At 32.3% G+C, this 19,806-nt stretch carries 17 protein-coding genes and 1 pseudogene; 6 read left to right on the top strand and 12 right to left on the bottom strand.

The genetic code is table 11. The annotated features are described in order from the left end of the window. Positions 1 to 66: 66 nt before the first annotated feature. The 4 genes from OU788_RS00240 (at position 67) to OU788_RS00255 (ending at position 5,776) form a co-directional block, all read left to right on the top strand. Entirely contained in the window at positions 67 to 1,086 is a 1,020-nt protein-coding gene (locus tag OU788_RS00240) for an XdhC family protein (protein WP_274633292.1), read from the top strand. Positions 1,087 to 1,090: 4 nt separating this feature from the next. Beyond that, entirely contained in the window at positions 1,091 to 1,675 is a 585-nt protein-coding gene (locus OU788_RS00245; RefSeq protein ID WP_274633293.1) for a nucleotidyltransferase family protein, read from the top strand. A gap of 66 nt (positions 1,676 to 1,741) precedes the next feature. Beyond that, positions 1,742 to 5,380 (top strand): ShlB/FhaC/HecB family hemolysin secretion/activation protein, encoded by a 3,639-nt coding sequence (locus OU788_RS00250; protein ID WP_274633294.1) that lies wholly within the window; start codon positions 1,742 to 1,744, stop codon positions 5,378 to 5,380. Between the two features lie 12 nt (positions 5,381 to 5,392). After that, on the top strand, positions 5,393 to 5,776 hold the full coding sequence (locus tag OU788_RS00255; RefSeq protein ID WP_274633295.1) for a DUF423 domain-containing protein: 384 nt from the start codon (positions 5,393 to 5,395) through the stop codon (positions 5,774 to 5,776). A gap of 42 nt (positions 5,777 to 5,818) precedes the next feature. On the opposite strand, the gene OU788_RS00260 is transcribed toward OU788_RS00255, so the two are convergent. From OU788_RS00260 to OU788_RS00285, 6 genes are all read right to left on the bottom strand, one after another. Then, positions 5,819 to 7,309, bottom strand: a complete 1,491-nt coding sequence (locus OU788_RS00260; RefSeq protein WP_274633296.1) for a M48 family metallopeptidase — start codon at positions 7,307 to 7,309, stop codon at positions 5,819 to 5,821. Between the two features lie 11 nt (positions 7,310 to 7,320). Beyond that, positions 7,321 to 8,481, bottom strand: a complete 1,161-nt coding sequence (locus OU788_RS00265; protein WP_274633297.1) for a DUF6882 domain-containing protein — start codon at positions 8,479 to 8,481, stop codon at positions 7,321 to 7,323. A 20-nt stretch (positions 8,482 to 8,501) separates the two neighbouring features. Next, complete coding sequence (locus OU788_RS00270; protein WP_274633298.1) at positions 8,502 to 9,143, bottom strand: hypothetical protein; 642 nt, start codon at positions 9,141 to 9,143, stop codon at positions 8,502 to 8,504. A 32-nt stretch (positions 9,144 to 9,175) separates the two neighbouring features. Beyond that, complete coding sequence (locus tag OU788_RS00275; protein WP_274633299.1) at positions 9,176 to 9,586, bottom strand: hypothetical protein; 411 nt, start codon at positions 9,584 to 9,586, stop codon at positions 9,176 to 9,178. A gap of 91 nt (positions 9,587 to 9,677) precedes the next feature. After that, positions 9,678 to 10,427: a LytR/AlgR family response regulator transcription factor gene (locus tag OU788_RS00280; RefSeq protein WP_120186253.1), complete on the bottom strand. Its 750-nt coding sequence runs from the start codon at positions 10,425 to 10,427 to the stop codon at positions 9,678 to 9,680. Between the two features lies 1 nt (position 10,428). Next, positions 10,429 to 12,264 carry a tetratricopeptide repeat-containing sensor histidine kinase gene (locus OU788_RS00285; RefSeq protein WP_274633300.1) on the bottom strand — a complete coding sequence of 612 codons (1,836 nt, stop codon included), beginning with the start codon at positions 12,262 to 12,264 and terminating at the stop codon, positions 10,429 to 10,431. 166 nt (positions 12,265 to 12,430) lie between these two features. Between OU788_RS00285 and OU788_RS00290 the strand changes: the two genes are divergently transcribed. Continuing rightward, complete coding sequence (locus OU788_RS00290; protein ID WP_274633301.1) at positions 12,431 to 12,883, top strand: hypothetical protein; 453 nt, start codon at positions 12,431 to 12,433, stop codon at positions 12,881 to 12,883. Between the two features lie 73 nt (positions 12,884 to 12,956). Here OU788_RS00290 and OU788_RS00295 read toward each other — a convergent pair whose 3' ends face one another. The 6 genes and pseudogenes from OU788_RS00295 to OU788_RS00320 all read right to left on the bottom strand — a co-directional run bounded on the left by OU788_RS00295 (position 12,957) and on the right by OU788_RS00320 (position 17,076). After that, positions 12,957 to 13,922 carry a hypothetical protein gene (locus tag OU788_RS00295; protein WP_274633302.1) on the bottom strand — a complete coding sequence of 322 codons (966 nt, stop codon included), beginning with the start codon at positions 13,920 to 13,922 and terminating at the stop codon, positions 12,957 to 12,959. After that, on the bottom strand, positions 13,816 to 14,718 hold the full coding sequence (locus tag OU788_RS00300) for a TPM domain-containing protein (RefSeq protein WP_274633303.1): 903 nt from the start codon (positions 14,716 to 14,718) through the stop codon (positions 13,816 to 13,818). The genes OU788_RS00295 and OU788_RS00300 overlap by 107 nt, the downstream gene beginning before the upstream one ends. Next, a pseudogene (locus tag OU788_RS00305) lies at positions 14,699 to 15,138 on the bottom strand (TPM domain-containing protein). Before OU788_RS00305 ends, OU788_RS00300 begins: the two are co-directional and overlap by 20 nt. Before the next feature lie 3 nt (positions 15,139 to 15,141). After that, positions 15,142 to 15,744, bottom strand: a complete 603-nt coding sequence (locus OU788_RS00310; RefSeq protein ID WP_274633304.1) for a LemA family protein — start codon at positions 15,742 to 15,744, stop codon at positions 15,142 to 15,144. Positions 15,745 to 15,757: 13 nt separating this feature from the next. Then, positions 15,758 to 16,087, bottom strand: a complete 330-nt coding sequence (locus tag OU788_RS00315) for a MerR family transcriptional regulator (RefSeq protein WP_028892328.1) — start codon at positions 16,085 to 16,087, stop codon at positions 15,758 to 15,760. A gap of 20 nt (positions 16,088 to 16,107) precedes the next feature. Next, a complete protein-coding gene (locus tag OU788_RS00320) occupies positions 16,108 to 17,076 on the bottom strand; it encodes a M23 family metallopeptidase (protein WP_274633305.1) in 969 nt (322 codons plus the stop codon). A 154-nt stretch (positions 17,077 to 17,230) separates the two neighbouring features. Here OU788_RS00320 and alaS point away from each other — a divergent pair, with 154 nt between their 5' ends. After that, complete coding sequence (alaS, locus tag OU788_RS00325; RefSeq protein ID WP_274633306.1) at positions 17,231 to 19,804, top strand: alanine--tRNA ligase; 2,574 nt, start codon at positions 17,231 to 17,233, stop codon at positions 19,802 to 19,804. Positions 19,805 to 19,806 lie beyond the last annotated feature (2 nt).

Raw genomic sequence — 19,806 nt, forward strand, 5'->3', positions numbered from 1 at the left:
ACCAGTATTATTTTTTTAATAACACCATAAAAAAACGTACTTTTAAAAGAGTTTTTCAATATAAAAATGACGCACGAACTTAAAGAAATACTACAACAAGCTACTATAAACCAACAACAAGGAATACAAAATGTATTGGCTACTGTCGTCGATTTAGATGGGTCTTCTTACAGAAAACCAGGAGTTAGAATGTTACTTTCTTCTGACGGAAAAATAATTGGAGCCATTAGCGGAGGCTGTGTTGAAAAAGAAGTACAACGTAGAGCTCAATCGGTTTTTGAAAACAACAAACCTAAAGTAATAACCTATGATGGTCGTTATCGTTTAGGTTGCGAGGGAATATTATATGTTCTTTTAGAACCTTTTAATCTTTCTTCCGAATTTATTCATGCTTTCTCAGAAAACAACATTCAAAGAAAACCGTATAACCTCATATCTTATTTTCAAAAAGAAGATGAATCTTATGGTAATTTTGGTTCTGTAATTCAATTTAACAATCAACAAACCTACTCTTTCAATAAAGAGTTTTATCCTAAAAAAACAGATCAACTGGTTGCTTTTAAACAAACTTTACATCCGCAATTTCGTTTACTTATTATTGGTGGTGAGCATGATGCTGTGAAACTTTGTGCACAAGCTACCCAGTTAGGTTGGGAAGTTGATGTTATTACTTCTATTAAAGATCCGAAAGAACTATCTGATTTTCCCGGAGCTAAATCGGTAGTTGCACAAACTCCAGAATTAATTCAACTTTCTCAAGTAAATAACAATACTGCTATTGTTATTATGAATCATAATTTCACTTACGATTTACGCTGGTTGATTAAGTTACAAGAACAGAATCCTGTTTACATTGGTATTTTAGGAGCTACTAAGCGTCGTGAAAAGCTTTTTGATGAGTTCTTTGAATTTTCTCCAAATGTTTCTGATGAGTTTTTAGATAAGATTCATACGCCAGCTGGTTTAAATATTGGGGCTGAAACTCCTGAGGAAATAGCTTTATCAATCTTAGCAGAAATATTATCAGTAATTCGTAACAAGGAAGTTTTTTCTCTAAAAAAGATTACTGGACGAATCCACAATTAATACAATGCAAAAAACAGCAATTCTCATACTAGCTGCTGGTAATTCTTCCCGAATGGGAAAAACAAAGCAATTGCTTCCTTATAAAAACGCTACGTTATTAGAATGGGCTATTGAGCAAGCTCAAAAATCAGTCGTAAAAAATGTATTTTGTGTATTAGGAGCTAATAAAGAAGTGATTGAAAAGCAACTTTCAACAAAAACTGTTGAAATCATTTACAACCCAAATTATAAAGACGGATTAAGTACTAGTATAGTAACAGGAATTGACTTCTTACAAAAACATAACTTTGATAGTGTTTTAATAATGCTAGCGGATCAACCTCATGTTACATCTGAATATTTGAACTCGTTGATTGAAGCTTCAAAAAAGAACCCTTCCAATATAATTGCCTCTAACTATCAAGGTAGTGTTGGAGTTCCTGCTATTTTTCCGAAGAACTATTTTAATGATTTATTGGATTTAAAAGGAGACAAAGGCGCAAAGAATTTTCTACTACAACAAAACAACAATGTTATCAAAGTAAATTCTACTCAAAACTTGCTAGACATTGACACTCCTGAAGACTATCAGCATTTATTAAAACAGTAGTTTTACCCTAAAAAGCCTTATTTTTACATAACAAAAAAACAAAACATGAACTTAACCAAGTTTTGCATGTATCTAACTATAATTGTTGTAGTTAGTGGTTGTGCATCCTATAAAGCTAAATACGCAGATAAGACTTCTCCAAAAACAATTCAAACAAATAAAGAATTGTTACACTCCTTTTATTTAATTGGAGATGCTGGTAATGCCGAAATGGGGCAAACAACACCTACACTAACCTTTTTTCAAAAAGAGTTAGCCAAAGCTTCTAAAAATTCGACTACCTTATTTTTAGGAGACAATATTTACCCTTACGGAATCCCCAATAAAGAACATAAAGATAGAGCCTTAGCTGAACATCGTTTACAAACACAAATTGATGCACTGCAAGATTTTAAAGGAAAAACAATTTTTATTCCTGGAAATCATGACTGGTATAATGGTGTTGATGGTTTAAAAGAACAAGAACGATTAGTTGAACAAGCTTTAGGAAAAGATTCTTTCCTACCTGAGGGAGGTTGTGGATTGGATAAAGTAGAAATCAATGACGATCTTACCATGATTATTATTGACAGTCGTTGGTTTATTATGGATTGGGATAAGGAGCCAAAAATGAACGACAACTGTGAAATTAAAACTCGTGAACGTTTTATTCATGAAGTTTCTAGTCTTTTCAAAAAAAACAGATACAAAAATGTTGTGGTTGCTGTACATCATCCATTATATAGTAACGGTCCACATGGAGGAAGTTATTCTATAAAAGACCACATGAAACCAGCGCCAATTCTAGGTACTTTGAAAAATGCGCTACGCTCACATGCAGGAATTCAAACTGATATTTTTAATAAAAACTATAGTGACTTCATTAATCAAATACAAGCAGTATCTGATGATTTCACCGATAATATTGTTTTTGTTTCTGGTCACGATCACAACCTACAATACATAGAGCAAGACGGATTTAAGCAAGTAATTAGTGGTTCGGGTTCAAAACAATCAGCTGCTTTAATTGGTTATGGAGCTCAATTTACCTACGGTAACCACGGATATGCAAGATTGAATTATTATAAAGACGGTTCTGCTGTTATTGAATATTATGCTGCCAACACCAAAGATGGACATAAACTCCTTTTTAGTAAAGAAATTGTAAAACCAAAACAAACTAAAACTTATTCTGACTTTCCTGAATATGATGAACATAAAGAATTTATAGAAACCTCTATTTACCCTTCGGAAGCTACTGAAGTAAGCGGGTTTCATAAATTTATGTGGGGAGATTTACACAGAAAAAAATATGGAAAAACCATTAAAGTTCCTGTACTAGAATTAGAGAATGTCTATGGAGGTTTAACTCCTATCAGAAGAGGTGGTGGTAACCAAACCAATTCGTTACGATTAGAAAATCCTGAAGGAAAACAATTCGTATTACGTTCAATGATAAAAGACGGAAGTCGTATTATGGGTGGTATTTTAAAAGGAACTTTTTTAATTGATGTGGTACAAGACATCTTTACTATGTCTCACCCTTATGCTGCTTTTGTGGTTCCTGATATGGCTGGCGCTGTAAACATTTATCACACCAATCCAAAACTGTATTACATGCCTAAACAACCTGCTTTAGGTAAACATAATGATATTTTTGGAGGACAATTATACCTGTTAGAAGAACGACCTGCTGGTGACCGAAGTGAATTAGACAACTTTGGAAATTCAGAAGATATTGTTAGCACATTTGATGTGTTAGAAAAAATCAGAAAAAATGGAAAACACTCTATTGATCAAGAATGGGTTGTTCGTTCACGTTTGTTTGACATGGTAATTGGTGATTGGGATAGACATGAAGACCAATGGCGTTGGGCTTCTTTTAAAACCGAAAATGGCAAAACCTATTATCGTCCTATTCCAAGAGATAGAGATCAACCTTTCTCTAAATTTGATGGAGTCATGATTCCTCTATTTCAGCAATTTGCACCCTTAGTAAAAAACATGCAAACTTTTGATAACGATATCAAAAACATGAAGTGGTACAACAACTATGCTCGTTTCTTTGATGCTGCTTTTTTAAATGAATTAACACTAGATGAATGGTATCAACAAGTTGAATACATTCAACAACACTTAACTGATGAAGTAATTGAAAATTCAATTCAGCAATTACCAAAGGTTATTTATGATATTGATGGAAAAGAAACCATTGCTAAAATTAAAGCTAGAAGAGATAAATTAAAAGAAATTGCTAAACGTTATTACACCAAACTAAACAAAGTTGTACATGTAGTTGGTACAGATAAAGACGATAAATTCATTATTAAACGTTTAAATGATGACGAAACTAGCGTTACTGTTTTTAGAAAAGAAAACGAGATTTATAACCGTATTTTCAAAACAAAAGAAACGAATGAAGTACAGCTTTATGGTTTAAATGGAGATGATGAGTTTTTAATTTCTGGTGATGTACACGATGGAATTTTATTACGAATTATAGGTGGTCAAAATCACGATATGTATACAGATAAATCATCCGTTGCTGGATGGAGAAAGAAAACAAAAATTTACGATTTTAAATCAAAGAATAACACCATAAATCCGAGTTCTGAAACTGTAGATTTACGCTCAAACAGCTACTTTAAAAATACTTATAATTTTAGAGATATTAATAATAATACAACAGTAGTGTATCCTAGTTTAGGAAGCAATCCAGATGATGGTTTCTTCTTTGGCGCTTCTGTAACCTATACACAACAAGGTTTTAAAAAACAACCTTTTGCTAGTCAACACACCTTAGCCGCTAATTACTATTCAGCCGTTGGAGGATACGATCTTGAATACAACGGTGAATTTACTGAACTAATTGGTAATTGGAGCTTGCACTTGCACGCTAAAGCTACAAGCGATAATTATTCTTTTAATTTCTTTGGATGGGGTAATGAAAGTGTATACGATCAAAGCTTTGACTTGGATCATTATCGTGTTAAAAAAGAAGAAATAAGCTTTTCTCCTTCGTTATTAAAACGATTACGAGGAGGAAGTATTTTTAAAATTTCAGGTCTTTTTGAGGCTATTGAGATTGAAGATACACCTGGTAGATTTATTAATAATTTTGACAATCAACCTACAGCTATTTTTGATACTAATTATTTTTGGGGAGGTGAATTGAACTTTAATCACAACCGAGTAGACAATAGTAGTTTTCCTACCAAAGGTATGAACTTCGATTTAGCTGTTGGAGCTAAAGCCAACTTAGACGATTTCGACAGACGCTTTGGTTACATTAAAAGTTCTTTAGCTATGTATCAAAATTTAGTGTCCAATCGCTCCTTAGTTTTTGCTTCTGAAGTGGGAACTCAAATTAATGTAGGAAATCGTTTTGAAATTTACCAAGCAGCTACACTAGGTGGTGACCGTAATTTACGTGGATTTAATAGAGAACGTTTTTCTGGAACCGAAAGCTTTTATCATAGTAACGATTTACGTTTGCGTTTCGGACGCATTCGCACAGGAATTATTCCTGTAAAAATTGGTATTACTGGTGGTTTTGATTACGGTCGTGTATGGTCTCCGTATTCTCCTAATTCAAAGAAATGGCATACTAGTTATGGTGGTTCAATTTGGTTAAGCGGAATTGACTTATTCACTGCAAATGTTTCTTATTTCAAAGGAAACTCACAAGAAGACAGAGTAGCTTTAAGTATTGGTTTCTCTTTTTAATTCATTATAAACATGACACAACAAATTGTATTAATAACAGCAGCTTTATTTGGAATGTTTGCTGTGATATTTGGAGCTTTTGGAGCTCATGCTTTACAAAAAATTCTAAACGTAGATCAACTGAAATCATTTGAAACGGGTGTAAAATATCAAATGTATCATGCACTCGTTTTATTATTCGTTGGAAGTTATTTTGAAACACCTAGTTCAGCAATATATTACGCTTTTGTAGTTGGAATTATACTGTTTTCCTTCAGTATTTATGGTTTAGTATTATCAGACGCAAAAGGTAAAAAAATGAAATTTTTAGGTCCTATTACTCCTTTAGGTGGCTTGCTACTAATTGTTGGATGGGCACTTTTATTATACAAACTAAGCCAAACCATACATAATTAGCATGTATAGTTTGGCTAGCATGGTAAACAAAAAATCATTTTGTTAATCAACGCCTTGGGCGTCGCTGATAATTCTATCAATAAATTCAGTTTTTATATATAGTTGCTTTGCTAAGTTATATAGCACCTCAACTTCTGAAGCATCTATGCTTCCATCAGCATAAGAAATAATAGATAAATCTCTTAGAATATTTAATTTTTGCATCACAGAAATTACAATGTCTAACTCTTTTGCTAGCGCTATAATCTCATCAATAATATCTTGCTCTGTTAATCCTTTAATAGTTAACATACACTGTGCAAAAACTGATGGAGACACCACACTACTCAACGCCTGTATTTCAGAATCATCCACAACGCCATCTGCCTTTGAAATCATATAACCACCTAAGAACATAAAACGTTGAATTTTTTCTGAATGTTCAGTTTCATTTCCTAAATCTTCTGGCTCCATCAACGACATAATTCGCTGTATTTCTAGCTCCATCGCTTCTTCTGTTATTTCTCCGTTAATTTCAGGATTGAATAACTCATACGTTTTACTCTTATTGAATAACTCTAACGCTTTAATACGAAGTGGGCTAAACGGATGACTACTATACCAATCTGATGGATCGTGTGTGTCGTCATTTAAAACTTCTTCTAAATCTGAAAATTGATTGATATACTCGGTTAATTTAAAATCTAAAGAATCAGAAGTTACCCCTGACGATAACTTAAAGAAGGTTCTTGCTGCTGCCTCAAAACTCTTACAACATAATAAACCAGCTCTGTCGGCACTAATTTCTGCATTACGATTCCACGCATATAATTTCATTGCATGAATTGGCGCTAAGTCGTTTACTCCTTCGTCTAAAATATGTTTTACTGGATAATTGAAATGCTCGAATAAAACATGTCCGATTTCATGACCAATAACAAAAGCTAGTTCATCTTTTGTAAAACGTTCTAAAATTCCCGAAGTTAAAATAATATACAATTTATCTTCATCTGGTGGGTAGCATGATGCGTTGAATTTATCTTCCTGGTACACAAAAAACTCAATATCTGCTTTCAGTTTTAACACCTCTTTACAATGATCTCCAATTTCATGAAGTACAGGCGCTAGCATTTTTGTTAAGCGTAAACTTGATTTTAACAAGTGTCTTCTCGATTGAAAAACTGGATTGTTTTCCTTTATTCTTTCCAACGTTTTTTGAATTAGCTCATCTTCTTGAAACTCCAAAACATAATCTCGATCACCGTCATACACCAACGCATTTAAATCAATATCTGCTCTCGAGTTATCATATACCTCTTGAATGTTCTCTGTTACATTTTTAAGGTTCAACTCGTTAATTTCTTCAATACGTTTAGTGTATTGTTCAGCTAATTCTTTAGCTACGTTTTGAAAATGAACACTTGCTTGGTGAATTAATTCATTATCCCCGTTTTGTTGCGCAAGGTTTAAGTCATCCATCATTTTATTTTGCGCTTGCGTTAACGCATCTTGATGTTCTTTTTCTAATTCTGATAATGTGGTAGATTGATACATACTTTTTCTTTTTAAGCTCCTACTGGAACTGTCGAGTTAGACAATTTTAATAACCTTCCTTTTAGATCAAAAATTCCTAAAATTTGATCTTCTCCTTTTTTAGCAACGATATTATTTCCTGATACCTCAACCTCATATCCTTTTTGAACTAAATAGCAAAACAATGCATGCTTGTGTTCAAAATCCATACGAGTAGTTGTTTTTGAGAAGTGTGAACAAATTAAAGCAGGAATGTTTATCTCTTTTTCATCAACCATATCCGTATATAATAATACATACACAGTAAGCCCTTTAAAAGGTAATGGAGCATAACAACTTGCTTGATTTATTCCTGTTGCTACGAATGAGAAATAATGACCAGGATCGTGTTCTGTTTCTATTTTTGATGAAAGCAAATCTTCTATCCCATGTTGTTCCCCTAAAGCTTTCATTTGTAATGAAGCTTCTAAAAATTGTTCTGGAATACCGCTTTGTTTATTTGCCCAAGCCCATAACCAAGATTGCTCATTATGAGAGTAGGTTCCTAACACCTGCATTTTAAAGGTAAGATCACCATAAGTTACCGTTCCCTGAAGCATATCACAAGTCCAAGGTAAATCTTCAACAATATCAGCTAAATTATCTTGTTTTTCAAAAGCTAAAGCTACATATTGATTGTGCAACTGAGGTAAGCTTAATTTTATAGTGTTATCTACCTTTCCTCCTACAATATTATTTGGGTTTTCTGTACTCTCAACACTGGCTTCGTTTCCTGCAAATTCTTCTAAATGCGTTTCTAAAAGGTGTACAATTCTTTCTGTTTTCTCTTCCACCTTATCAGCATTCATTATTGGACTGTGATTAATGGTTAACACCCCATCTACAAAAGTGATTGCTCTTTCTAAATTGTGCTCGTTATTTTCATTAACAATTTTTACTTCTTTTAATCCATTTTTTAGCAATTCTCCCCCAATTTCATCAATATTAATAGCACTAATTGCTTCTATTAAAGGTTGAAAATATATTTTTGGAAACGTATCATTGTAAAGGTGTGAAAACTTATCTTCTACCAATGTATCCCACGCTATGTTTAGTGATACGTTAAATCCTGCTTTATTGTTTATTTCCGCTTCTAATGCTGGAAATGATTCGTTTTTAAATGTTTGAACTGCTCTTTTTTCTTTAAGACCCATTTTTTATTAATTTTAGTATTCTACAATGCTTTTTCTATTTTCTCAACAAAAAGATTTTCTAACTCTTTAGGTAATACTTTATGAATCTCAATACCTATTTTTAAAACATCTCCTTCTTTGTTTACCTCTAGTTTTTCTGCGGTAGAAACAGCTATCGTTTTTATGTTTTTCCACGCTTCTAACCCCATTTCATCCTCAACTATCTGGTGTTTTGCTTTTAACAAACTTGTAATAACATCTTTACAATTTAAACGAGCATTAGCCTCTTGTAATTCAGAGCTTTCAAATGATAAGTTAATAGTTGCTTCTAGCAACGCTTCTTGCTCTAAAACCCATCTTTTTAATTGTAAAGCACTAATAGATTCTTCTCCTATTGGACGACTGATGCTTCCTTTTGATAAAGAAACAGCCATCTTTTTAGGATGTTTAATTCGTAAAACTGAAATTTCTTGGAGGTCGAAAAACAACACTTCTTGTTCTTCGGTTCTTAAACATGCAAATGTTTGGTAATCATCTTTCGTAATGTCTACCACAAAACCCTCTACATAAAGTCCATTTTTTAGTGATAAAGCAATTGGTAGTTGCTTTTTTCCTCTAAACATGTTATGGATTATGACAGATGGTGATTGCGCTTTAAATTGATTGATATAATCTGTTTCCATAGCAATTTTTATTTTTGTTATAAATTACTAGACTATAAGTTGTTCTCTAATAAATCAACAAGCACATCTGTTCTGTCTTGAACTTTATCTGCGTTTAAAATTGGGCTATGGTTTACTTGTAAAACTCCTTCTTCAAAGGTATAAGCATGCGTTGGGTTGTGGTGATCGTCTTTATTGGTAATTACCACTTTTTTTAACGATTCTGACAATGCTTCTTTCCCCATATCATCAGTTGCTATGGCTGAAAAAGCATCAATAAGTGGTTGGAAATAAATTTTAGGGTAACTGTCATCATATAAGTGTAAAAACTTATCCTCGAACATGGTATCCCATTCTACATCAATTGTTACATCGAAACCTGCTGCATTGTTTATTTGTTCTTTTAATGCAGGATATTTTTCTTCTTGAAAAGTCTTGGTGAATCTTTTTTCTTTAAGTCCCATGGTATGATAATTTGTTTAGGTTTTTAACTATTTACCTCAAATCTACATGGAACTTTTCTTCTCTTTTAATGAGTTTTATATGTGTTACTTCTTATTTTGTATTCGTATTAAAATTCTCTAAAAACTGTTTTAAATACGTTTTCTTTCTTGATGATAAAGGAACATTTTCGCCACTTGACAACTTAACTGTATTAGCACTTACTGAAGCTAAATATTTTATATTAATTAAGTGAGATTGATGCACTCTAGCAAAAGCGTGTGTGCTTAAAATATTTTCGTAATACTTTAAGTTTCGAGCACTCATTATTTTTTTATCTGTAGTATAAAAAAGCGTATAACTTCCGTCTGATTGGCAACGTACAATATCATCTACATGTAAAAAATGTTGCTCTTCGGTAGTTTTAATAAGCAATGTTTTTTGAGCCTCTTTTTTATCAAACTCATTTATTTTACTTAGTGCTTGCGTGTATTTTTTCTCTTTTTCAAAGTCCGCTCTAAAACGTTCTATGCAAGCATTTAATTCGTCAGAATCTATAGGTTTTAATAAATAATCTACCGTATCAAACTTAATAGCTTTTATTGCAAATTCATCGTACGCTGTGGTAAATATCATCTTAAAGTTTATGGTTTCTAAGGCTTCTAATATTTGAAAAGCATTTCCTCCAATCAACTCAATATCTATAAACACTAAATCTAAATTATTGTTGCTTAAAAAATCTATAGCTTCATCTACATTATCAATTTTAGCTACAATTTCTATATCTTTTTGCGTGTATTGCAACAGTTTTGTTAATGTGTTTAGTGCATTAAACTCATCTTCTATTATAGCAGCTTTTATCATTTTATAACTTTAATTTAAATACAACTTTTGTTCCTGATGGGTGTCCATCCTTATCGTGTAAATCTTCTATGGTAAAAGATTTTTCTTCTCCTTTATTTCTTATCTGTAATCTTTCAATAAAGATATCGGTAGCGTGTAAATCTTTTGCTATTTTTTCTTGACTCTTTTTTTGCTTCCTTCCTACTCCATTATCTTCAATTTCAAAAAAAAGTTCTTCACCTGTTTTTCGAATATTTAAGTTCAATATTCCTCCTGATTTCTTTTCTTTCAACCCATATTCAATAGCATTTTCAACAAAAGGTTGTAACAGCATCGGGGGCACTTTAATTTGTTTGGTATTACAGTTTTCACAAACATTTATATGATAGGTAAAACTATTATTAAATCGAAGTTGTTGTGTATCTATGTAATTAGATATCATAGCTAGTTCTTCTTCTAAGCTAATTTCTTCTTTTCGAACATAATCAAAATTTTGTCGAATAAGTTTTGAAAACTTAGCTATATAGTTTGATGATTTTACTGGGTTTCCTTCTAAAGTTATATTCTGAATCGCCGCTAAGGTGTTGAATATAAAATGAGGATTCATTTGAGCTCTTAGCAAACGTTGTTCTAATTTTGAAGCTTTATTAGCCGCTCTTAGCTTATTATTATATCCAAAAAACAATGCTATAATTAAAATAAGTACCAACGATATAATTACACTAATTCCTAACCACCAATTTTGTTTGTTTATTTCTTTTTGATGGGTTAATGCTATTTCTTTTTCTTTAATTTTATAGTTCACATTAGCAAAATGAAGAAGTTTTTGGTTTTGCTTTTTACTCTTAACCACTTCTATACTATCTCGTATTATTTGATGGTTTAATGCTTTTTGGTACTGTTTCTTTAAAATAGCGATGGATATTAACTTATCTCGTATTTCTAATTCTTCTGTAAGATTTTTCTTACTCTTATAAATCGACATGGCTTTATTGTAATTTACCTCCGCCGAATCTAACTTATTCGTTACCAAAAACAAGGTACCTAAACCTTTATATGGAGCTCCATTAAGTGTTTTTATATTTTTGTTAAGTTGTACTGCTCCTCTTAAAAATTTTTCTGCTTCGTCAAACCGTTTTGCCTCTAAATAAGTATAGCCAATATTATTAAGAATGCTTACAATTGTTTTTGGATCTTTAGCAGACTCTCCTAAAGCCAAGGCTTCAGAAAATTGTTGTAAAGCTTTATTGTATTGATTTAATTTTAAATAAACCCCAGCTATATTACCTTTTATTGCAATTATAGAATTAGGATCGTTCGGATCGGTAAATAATTCTTCAGACCTTTTTATGTAAAACAATGCCTGTTCGTAATCTTTTAATATAAAATGAAGATTAAATAGCTGATTATTTGCCTTTGCTTGTAGTCGGGTGTTTTCTATTTTTTCGCCTATTTCTAAAGCCTCTAACGCATACTTTTGAGCATCTTCTAGCTCATTTAGCTTCATACAAGTAGCACTTAATGTTATTAAGCTCCTTCCTTTATTATAATCATCTTTAAGGTTTGTAAATAATTTATAGGTTTCTAAGTGTATGTTTTTTGCCTCTATTAACTTATCGTTCAGGTAAAAAAGTTCTCCTTTGCTAAACAACAATAAAGCCCTGTTTTTAGAATTTTGTTTCTTTTCTAATAAACTATCTATTTTTCTTAATCCTTCTTTTGGTTTTTGTTGAGAAATACTATCAACAGCTAATAAATATTCTTGTAAATCTTTATCTACATCATTTCTTTTACAGGCTGAAAAAACTAAAAGGGTATAGACGATATATAAAAAGTAGCTTCTTTTAAACAACGGCATTTTTTTGTAAGTAATTAGCCAACTAAAATAATTATATATTTTCATTTCACCTCCTTATCCTCCACTTTAACAAAACGTTTATAAAATAATAGTACGCGTTTATAAAACACCTAAAAGCCAGCCCCAAATTTCTAAGATATTTGACTAAAAAATTAAATTATTAATAATGAGTACAGTTGAAACTATAGAAGAAGTTATTAAAACAGGATCTTGTAATTTAACGAGTTTTGAAAAGATTGAGGAAATTTCTAAACCAAAAGTTAGTATTGATGGGGCTTATCTTTTAATTTATAATTGGCCAGACGATCCCAGTGGTGCTAACACTACTATTCACGTTGATCTTACCTATTTATTTATACATAACGACCAAGAATACAAAGCTGTTACAAGAACCAAATTTTATGATTTTGATGTTGCTAAGTTTGAAAACTTACCTAAAAAATACTTTATAACCGAATATCATAAATTGGTAGAGCACGCATTGATACTTTCTAAACAAACAATAGAAGAGAAGCTTGAAGAGCCTTTAAGCTCTGTTATTCCTTTTAACTTTAACCGTCAAGATAGTATATTATTGGCTATAAATGCAGGATATTCTAGACAGATAGATTACGTATAAACACCCTAACTAGGTGTTGATGATTCCCCTAATTCTCTCAGTTATCAATATAAATACATTGGTAACTGATTTTTTAGTCCTTTAATACATACTCATACAATTTACTACTTCCAATTTTGTCCGCTTCATCAGTTATATAAAGCGTTGTATCATCCTTAAAATCAACTCCTTCTTTTTGAGATATATGATTGAATATATATTCTTTTACATCTCCACTAAAAAAGTCGTCTCCCTTAAAATTTGTGAATATTAAAACCGATTGATGTGTTAACAAAGCTACCTTATTTTTATCTGAAGAAATAGCTGATGCAGTTATTACACAATGAGCATCGCTGCAATTAGTATAATCAGAAATGTATGTTGCTATATGTTCTCCCGTTGTGGCAGGAACTTTATATAAAGTTGTTTTTCCATATTGATCTTTTACTCTACTCTTTGTAAAAATATATAGAAATCCGTCTTTGTAGATTAAGGATTCTGCATCAAAAAAACGGTCTTTCTTTTTTGGCGGAAACTTAGTTTGATTAGGGTATGAAAATTGTATTTTTTCTACCTCTATATTGTCTCCTTTTAACAAGTCTTCTTTCTTGATTTTTAGAATTACTAAATTCTTTCTTTTATTATCATTATTTCCGAAGTCTGCAATATATAAGTTTCCTTTATCATCAGAAGTTAAATCTTCCCAGTCGTAATTTTTAGCGTTTATTGATATCGTTTTTTCAATTTTACCTTCAGAAGTTACTTTGTATAATTCTGATTTGTTACCACTATCATTTATCATCCAAACTTTATCTGAATTAGCTTCCTTTTCAATTCCAGAAACCTCATCAAGTAACTTAGGTAAATTCGTGACAACTTTAAGCTGTCCATAGTTTTGACAACCTAAAAGAATAAATAAAAAGAAAAATATACTGAGCTTTTTCATGTACAAATTACCAACCTCCTGTGGCACCACCACCACCGAAACCACCGCCGCCAAAGCCTCCTCCGAAGCCACCGCCACCGAAACCTCCAGACGATCCACCTCCAAAGCTTCCACCACCAAAGCTTCCACCACCAAAACCGCCTCTTCCTGCGTTGCTTAAAATAATGATATCTAGTAAATCTCTAACAGAATCTGTTTTTCTATAATTTCTTCCTCCACCGCGATTCCCCCTATTTCCGCTAGAAATAATAATAAAAAATACTATGAGAATAATTATAAAAACAATAAATCCAAAACCACCACTTCCTTTGGTTTGTTTTCTACTACCTTTATACTCACCGCTCATTACTTTAAAAATGGCTTCTACTCCGCTATCTAATCCTGCGTAATAATCTCCTTTTTTAAAGTAAGGAATTATGTCATATTCTATAATTTGACGAGAAACATAATCGGTAAGTAAGTGTTCGGTTCCGTAACCTGTTCTAATCGTTATTTTTCGATCATTTTGAGCAAGTAACACAAACACTCCATTATCCTCTTTTTCTTGTCCAATTCCCCATTCATGTGCCCAATTAGTTGCTAAATACCCTATATTCTCCCCTTCAGTAGAATTAATAATTGCTACCACCACTTGTGTTGAAGTAGTATCTGAATATTTAATAAGTTTATTTTCTAAACTTGCTTTTTGACTTGGAGATAATAAATTGATATAGTCGTAAACACTCGTTTGGAATTTTGGCTTTTCAGGAATTTGAAAACCTTGTGAAAAAAGAGTTTGTCCACATAAAATTGCAATAAAAAAAAGAACAACTTTTACCTTCTGTAACTTGTTTGTTCTTTTATATAATGACGTTATATTGTTTATCATATTTCTTCCTTCAATGAAGGTTTTAGCCTTTTGATATTTCATTGCTTAGCTCATTCTCATCATCTGTAGTCCATGGAAAGTGAGCTTGTAATTCTTTTCCTGCTTTTAGCACACCATCTATAATACCCTGTTTAAAATTCCCTTGTTTAAACTGATTTTGGATAGCTTCTTTGGTTGTTTCCCAAAAGTTTTCTGAAACAACATTGTTAATACCTTCATCTCCATAAATTACAAATTTATGATCGTCAACAGCTATGTAAAGTAACACTCCGTTTCGTTGTTGTGTATTAAACATTTTAAGCGTATTTGAAATACTTCTAGTGCTCTATCATAATGAGAAATGGCAGTAGTTTTCTCTATATGTACACGAATTTCACCAGAAGTATTTCGTTCAGCTTTTTGTATAGCTAGAACAATTTCTTCCTCTTCTTTAGATGTAAGAAAATCTTCTACGTTAGACATACATTAGTTTTTAAAATCGAAATCTACGTTTGGTGCTTTTTCTGACCCTGGATCTGCTTTATAACGTGCCATTTCTGTTAAATTAAACATTCCTGCTAATAAATTTCCAGGAAACATTTTAATATGCTTGTTATAAATATTTACAGCTTCATTATATCGATCACGAGCTACGTTGATACGATTTTCTGTACCTTCTAACTGACTTTGTAATTCTAAGAAGTTTTGGTTTGCTTTTAGTTCTGGATAACGTTCTACAACAACCATTAACTTATCGAAAGCTCCCTGTAATCCAGCTTGAGCTTGTTGAAATTGTGCCATTTTTTCTGGCGTTAAATCACCTGCATTTATATTTACAGAAGTTGCTTTTGCTCTTGCATTGATAACCTCTGTTAAAGTACTCTTTTCAAAATCGGCTGCTCCTTGAACTGTTTTTACTAAGTTACCTATTAAATCGTTTCTTCTTTGATAAGAACTTTCTACATTAGACCAAGTTGTTTTGGCATCTTCTTGATAGGTAACTCCTGTGTTATAAAATCCTTTTGCCCATGAGTAAATACCAAATACTAGAACTCCAATAACAATTAAAGGCACTAACCATTTTTTCATAATTTTTGATTTTTTATAATTGATTTTTAATTTTTATTAATTCAGCTTTCACTGCTTCTAATCTACTAATAATTTCCTGATTGCTTACGACTTTCGTAGGATTTTTCTTTAGCTTTTGTTTTGCTCCATCTAAGGTAAAACCTCTTTCTTTTACAAGATTATAAATAATCTTAAAATTGTTCACATCTTCTTTTGTAAATAAGCGATCTCCTTTCGCATTCTTTTTAGGATTGATAATTTCAAACTCTTTATCCCAAAATCGAATTAAGGAACTGTTTACTCCAAAAGCTTTGGCTACTTCTCCTATTTTATAATATCGTTTATCTGGTAAGTCTATGTGCATTTTTCACAGCTTCTATAAAATTAGTCGTATGATTGACCTTTTTGTTGCGAAGCTTTTTGCATAGCTACAAATTCTTCAGGTGTTAAATCTCCGTAGTAATAATAAATCGGGTTTACCGGTCTACCATTTTTATGTACTTCGTAATGTAAGTGAGGTGCTGCTGAACGCCCTGTATTACCAACATATCCTATTAAATCGCCGCGTTTTACTTTTTGTCCTTTTTTGGCTATAATCTTATTCATGTGTGCATAAATAGTTTCATAACCATAGCCATGATCAATATATACCACTTTTCCAAAAGTTGAACTTCTATGGGCTTTCTTAATAACTCCATTTCCTGACGCAAAAATTGGGGTACCTGTAGGCGCAGTAAAATCCATACCATTATGCATACGCCACGATTTTAAAATAGGGTGTAAACGCATACCATACCCGGATGCCATTCGAGTTAGATCTTCATTCTTTACTGGCTGAATTGCTGGTATAGAAGCTAACATTTTTTCTTTAGCTTTTGCTAACTCTACAATCTCATCTAACGATTTTGATTGTACAACCATTTGTTTTGATAAAATATCTAGCTCTTTGGTTGCTTTTTTAATCATTGAACTGTTATCAAAACCATCTAAATGTCTATATCTATTTACACCACCAAAACCAGCTTTTCGCTGCTCTTCCGGTATGGGGTTTGCTTCAAAATACGTTCTATAAATATTATTATCTCTATCTTGTAATTCTGACAAAATTTCTGAGCTTTCTTCCATTTTTTTAGAAAGTAACTCATAGTGAAGTTTTAAATTTTCTAACTCTCTTTTTTGGGTACGTTCTTTAGGAGACATTAAAAACTGACTAAATCCTATAAAACCAAAAAAAGCAATTAATAAAACACTTAATAACCCTAAAAACGTTTTTTTATACTTTTCGCTTCTTTTTACTTCTATCTTTCGATAGGATAAAGTCTCTGGATCGTAATAATATTTTACTTTTGCCATAATGCTAAATGTACTATTTTTGTGCTTTTTAAATTAAGCATCCTTAAGGGGATGTACAATTTGGAAACTCACAAATTTACAAAATCTTTTAAAACTTCTTTTTTCGAGTAGTTTTTTAGAAATATTTTAACAAAACCCAGATACTAAGAGTTGTATGAAATCTCAAGATATTAGAGCTAAATTTTTAGAATTTTTTAAATCAAAACAACACGACATTGTTCCTTCTGCGCCTATGGTGTTAAAGAACGATCCTACTTTAATGTTTACCAACTCTGGTATGGCACCGTTTAAAGAGTACTTCTTAGGAAACGCCACTCCAAAAAACAATAGAATTGCCGACTCTCAAAAATGTTTACGTGTTTCTGGTAAGCATAACGATTTAGAAGAAGTTGGTTACGATACCTACCACCACACCATGTTTGAAATGTTAGGTAACTGGAGTTTTGGCGATTACTTTAAAAAAGAAGCTATTGCTTGGGCTTGGGAATTGTTAACCGAAGTTTACAAAATAGATAAAGACATTTTATATGTAACCGTTTTTGAAGGAGATGAGAAAGACGGTACAAAAATGGACCAAGAAGCATATGACATTTGGAAACAATACATTTCTGAAGATCGTATCTTAATGGGTAATAAAAAAGATAACTTCTGGGAGATGGGAGATCAAGGTCCTTGTGGCCCATGTTCAGAAATCCATGTAGATATTCGCTCTGCAGAAGAAAAAGCAAAAATTGATGGAAAATCGTTAGTAAACGAAGATCACCCTCAGGTTGTTGAAATCTGGAACTTAGTTTTCATGCAATACAATCGCAAAGCTGATGGTTCGTTAGTTGAACTTCCTGCAAAACATATTGATACAGGAATGGGATTTGAGCGTTTATTTTTCACTCCATTAATCAGAGAAATTGAAACAATTACAGGTGCAGATTACGGTAAAGACGAAAAAGTAGACATTGCTATTCGTGTTATTGCCGATCACGTTCGTGCTGTAGCTTTTGCCATTGCAGATGGGCAATTACCAAGTAATAACGGAGCAGGATATGTAATTCGTCGTATTTTACGTCGAGCGGTTCGTTACGCATTTACTTTCTTAAACAAAAAAGAACCTTTTATTTATAAGTTAGCTGAAACATTGGCTCACCAAATGGGAGATGCTTTCCCTGAAATTAGAAAACAAAGTAATTTAGTTAGTAATGTAATTAAGGAAGAAGAAACTTCTTTCTTACGCACCTTAGATCAAGGTTTATTATTACTAGACCAAGTTATTGAAACAACCAACGGAAAAGTAGTTTCTGGTAAACGTGCTTTTGAATTATATGATACTTACGGATTCCCTCTTGATTTAACGCAGTTAATTGCTCGTGAAAAAGGGTATGAAATTAATGAAGAGGAATTTAATGCTGGTATGAAAGCTCAAAAAGAGCGTTCTCGCGCTGCTTCTGCAAGTGAAACTGGTGATTGGGTTGTTTTAATTGAAGATGATGTTGAAGAATTCATCGGATATGACCTGTTAAGTGCCAATGTAAAATTAACGCGCTACAGAAAAGTTACCACAAAGAAAGACGGAGACCAATACCAATTAGTGTTTAACATGACTCCTTTTTATCCAGAAGGTGGTGGACAAGTTGGTGACAAAGGATATATTGAATCTCCTAATGGTGATATTATTTATGTGCTTGACACCAAAAAAGAGAATAATGTTATCATTCATTTTGCAAAGAATTTACCTAAAAACTTAAACGAAACTTTTAAGGCTGTTGTAAATAAGGAACATAGAAATTTAGCTGCTAGTAACCATTCGGCTACTCACTTATTACACCAAGCTTTACGTACTATTTTAGGAGAACATGTAGAGCAAAAAGGTTCGTTAGTAAACCCTAATTATTTACGTTTCGATTTTTCTCATTTTTCTAAAGTTGACAACGATCAATTAGAAACTATTGAAGAGTTTGTAAATGCTCGTATTCGTGAAAATCTTCCTTTAGAAGAAAAAAGAAACGTACCAATGCAACAAGCTATTGACGAAGGTGCTGTAGCCTTATTTGGTGAAAAGTATGGAGACAGTGTTCGTACCATTCGTTTTGGGCAATCAATGGAATTATGTGGAGGTACGCACGTACAACAAACTGGTGATATTTGGTACTTCAAAATAAAATCGGAAGGTGCTGTTGCTGCTGGTATTCGCCGTATTGAAGCAATTACAAATGTTGCTGTTGGTGATTATTTTGAAGATGTTGAGCGTAATTACGATGCTGTAAAACAGTTATTAAAGAACCCTAAAGATGTAACCAAATCAGTTAGTAGTTTACAAGATGAAAACGCAGCTTTAAAAAAGCAAATTGAACAGTTACTAAAAGACAAAGCTAAAAACATGAAGGGCGACCTTAAAAACCAATTACAAGAAGTAAATGGAGTTCAGTTTTTAGCTACAAAAGTAGATTTAGATCCAAATAGCATTAAAGATTTACTATTTGAATTAGGAGGAGAAATAAACAATTTATTTGTGGTATTTGCTACTGCTCCTTCTGCTGAAAAGGCTATGTTAACTTGCTATATTTCTAAAGACTTAGCTAATGAAAAAGGCTATGATGCTGGTAAAGTCGTTAGAGAATTAGGAAAACTAATCCACGGCGGTGGTGGTGGACAAAATTTCTTTGCAACTGCAGGTGGAAAAAACCCTGGAGGAATTCCAAAAGCATTAGAAAGAGCAAAAGACTATATCGCTTAATA

Origin of the sequence: Tenacibaculum sp. L6, assembly GCF_028823685.1 — a bacterium.
GTDB lineage: Bacteria > Bacteroidota > Bacteroidia > Flavobacteriales > Flavobacteriaceae > Polaribacter.

What these genes read in the sequence shown, in the direction of transcription:
- alaS (WP_274633306.1), top strand. Translation starts at nt 17,231, where the DNA reads ATGAAATCTCAAGATATTAGAGCTAAATTTTTAGAATTTTTTAAATCA.
- OU788_RS00250 (WP_274633294.1), top strand. Translation starts at nt 1,742, where the DNA reads ATGTATCTAACTATAATTGTTGTAGTTAGTGGTTGTGCATCCTATAAA.
- OU788_RS00260 (WP_274633296.1), bottom strand. Translation starts at nt 7,309, where the DNA reads ATGTATCAATCTACCACATTATCAGAATTAGAAAAAGAACATCAAGAT.
- OU788_RS00290 (WP_274633301.1), top strand. Translation starts at nt 12,431, where the DNA reads ATGAGTACAGTTGAAACTATAGAAGAAGTTATTAAAACAGGATCTTGT.
- OU788_RS00285 (WP_274633300.1), bottom strand. Translation starts at nt 12,264, where the DNA reads ATGCCGTTGTTTAAAAGAAGCTACTTTTTATATATCGTCTATACCCTT.
- OU788_RS00270 (WP_274633298.1), bottom strand. Translation starts at nt 9,143, where the DNA reads ATGGAAACAGATTATATCAATCAATTTAAAGCGCAATCACCATCTGTC.
- OU788_RS00280 (WP_120186253.1), bottom strand. Translation starts at nt 10,427, where the DNA reads ATGATAAAAGCTGCTATAATAGAAGATGAGTTTAATGCACTAAACACA.
- OU788_RS00310 (WP_274633304.1), bottom strand. Translation starts at nt 15,744, where the DNA reads ATGAAAAAATGGTTAGTGCCTTTAATTGTTATTGGAGTTCTAGTATTT.
- OU788_RS00315 (WP_028892328.1), bottom strand. Translation starts at nt 16,087, where the DNA reads ATGCACATAGACTTACCAGATAAACGATATTATAAAATAGGAGAAGTA.
- OU788_RS00255 (WP_274633295.1), top strand. Translation starts at nt 5,393, where the DNA reads ATGACACAACAAATTGTATTAATAACAGCAGCTTTATTTGGAATGTTT.
- OU788_RS00245 (WP_274633293.1), top strand. Translation starts at nt 1,091, where the DNA reads ATGCAAAAAACAGCAATTCTCATACTAGCTGCTGGTAATTCTTCCCGA.
- OU788_RS00265 (WP_274633297.1), bottom strand. Translation starts at nt 8,481, where the DNA reads ATGGGTCTTAAAGAAAAAAGAGCAGTTCAAACATTTAAAAACGAATCA.
- OU788_RS00300 (WP_274633303.1), bottom strand. Translation starts at nt 14,718, where the DNA reads ATGAAATATCAAAAGGCTAAAACCTTCATTGAAGGAAGAAATATGATA.
- OU788_RS00320 (WP_274633305.1), bottom strand. Translation starts at nt 17,076, where the DNA reads ATGGCAAAAGTAAAATATTATTACGATCCAGAGACTTTATCCTATCGA.
- OU788_RS00240 (WP_274633292.1), top strand. Translation starts at nt 67, where the DNA reads ATGACGCACGAACTTAAAGAAATACTACAACAAGCTACTATAAACCAA.
- OU788_RS00275 (WP_274633299.1), bottom strand. Translation starts at nt 9,586, where the DNA reads ATGGGACTTAAAGAAAAAAGATTCACCAAGACTTTTCAAGAAGAAAAA.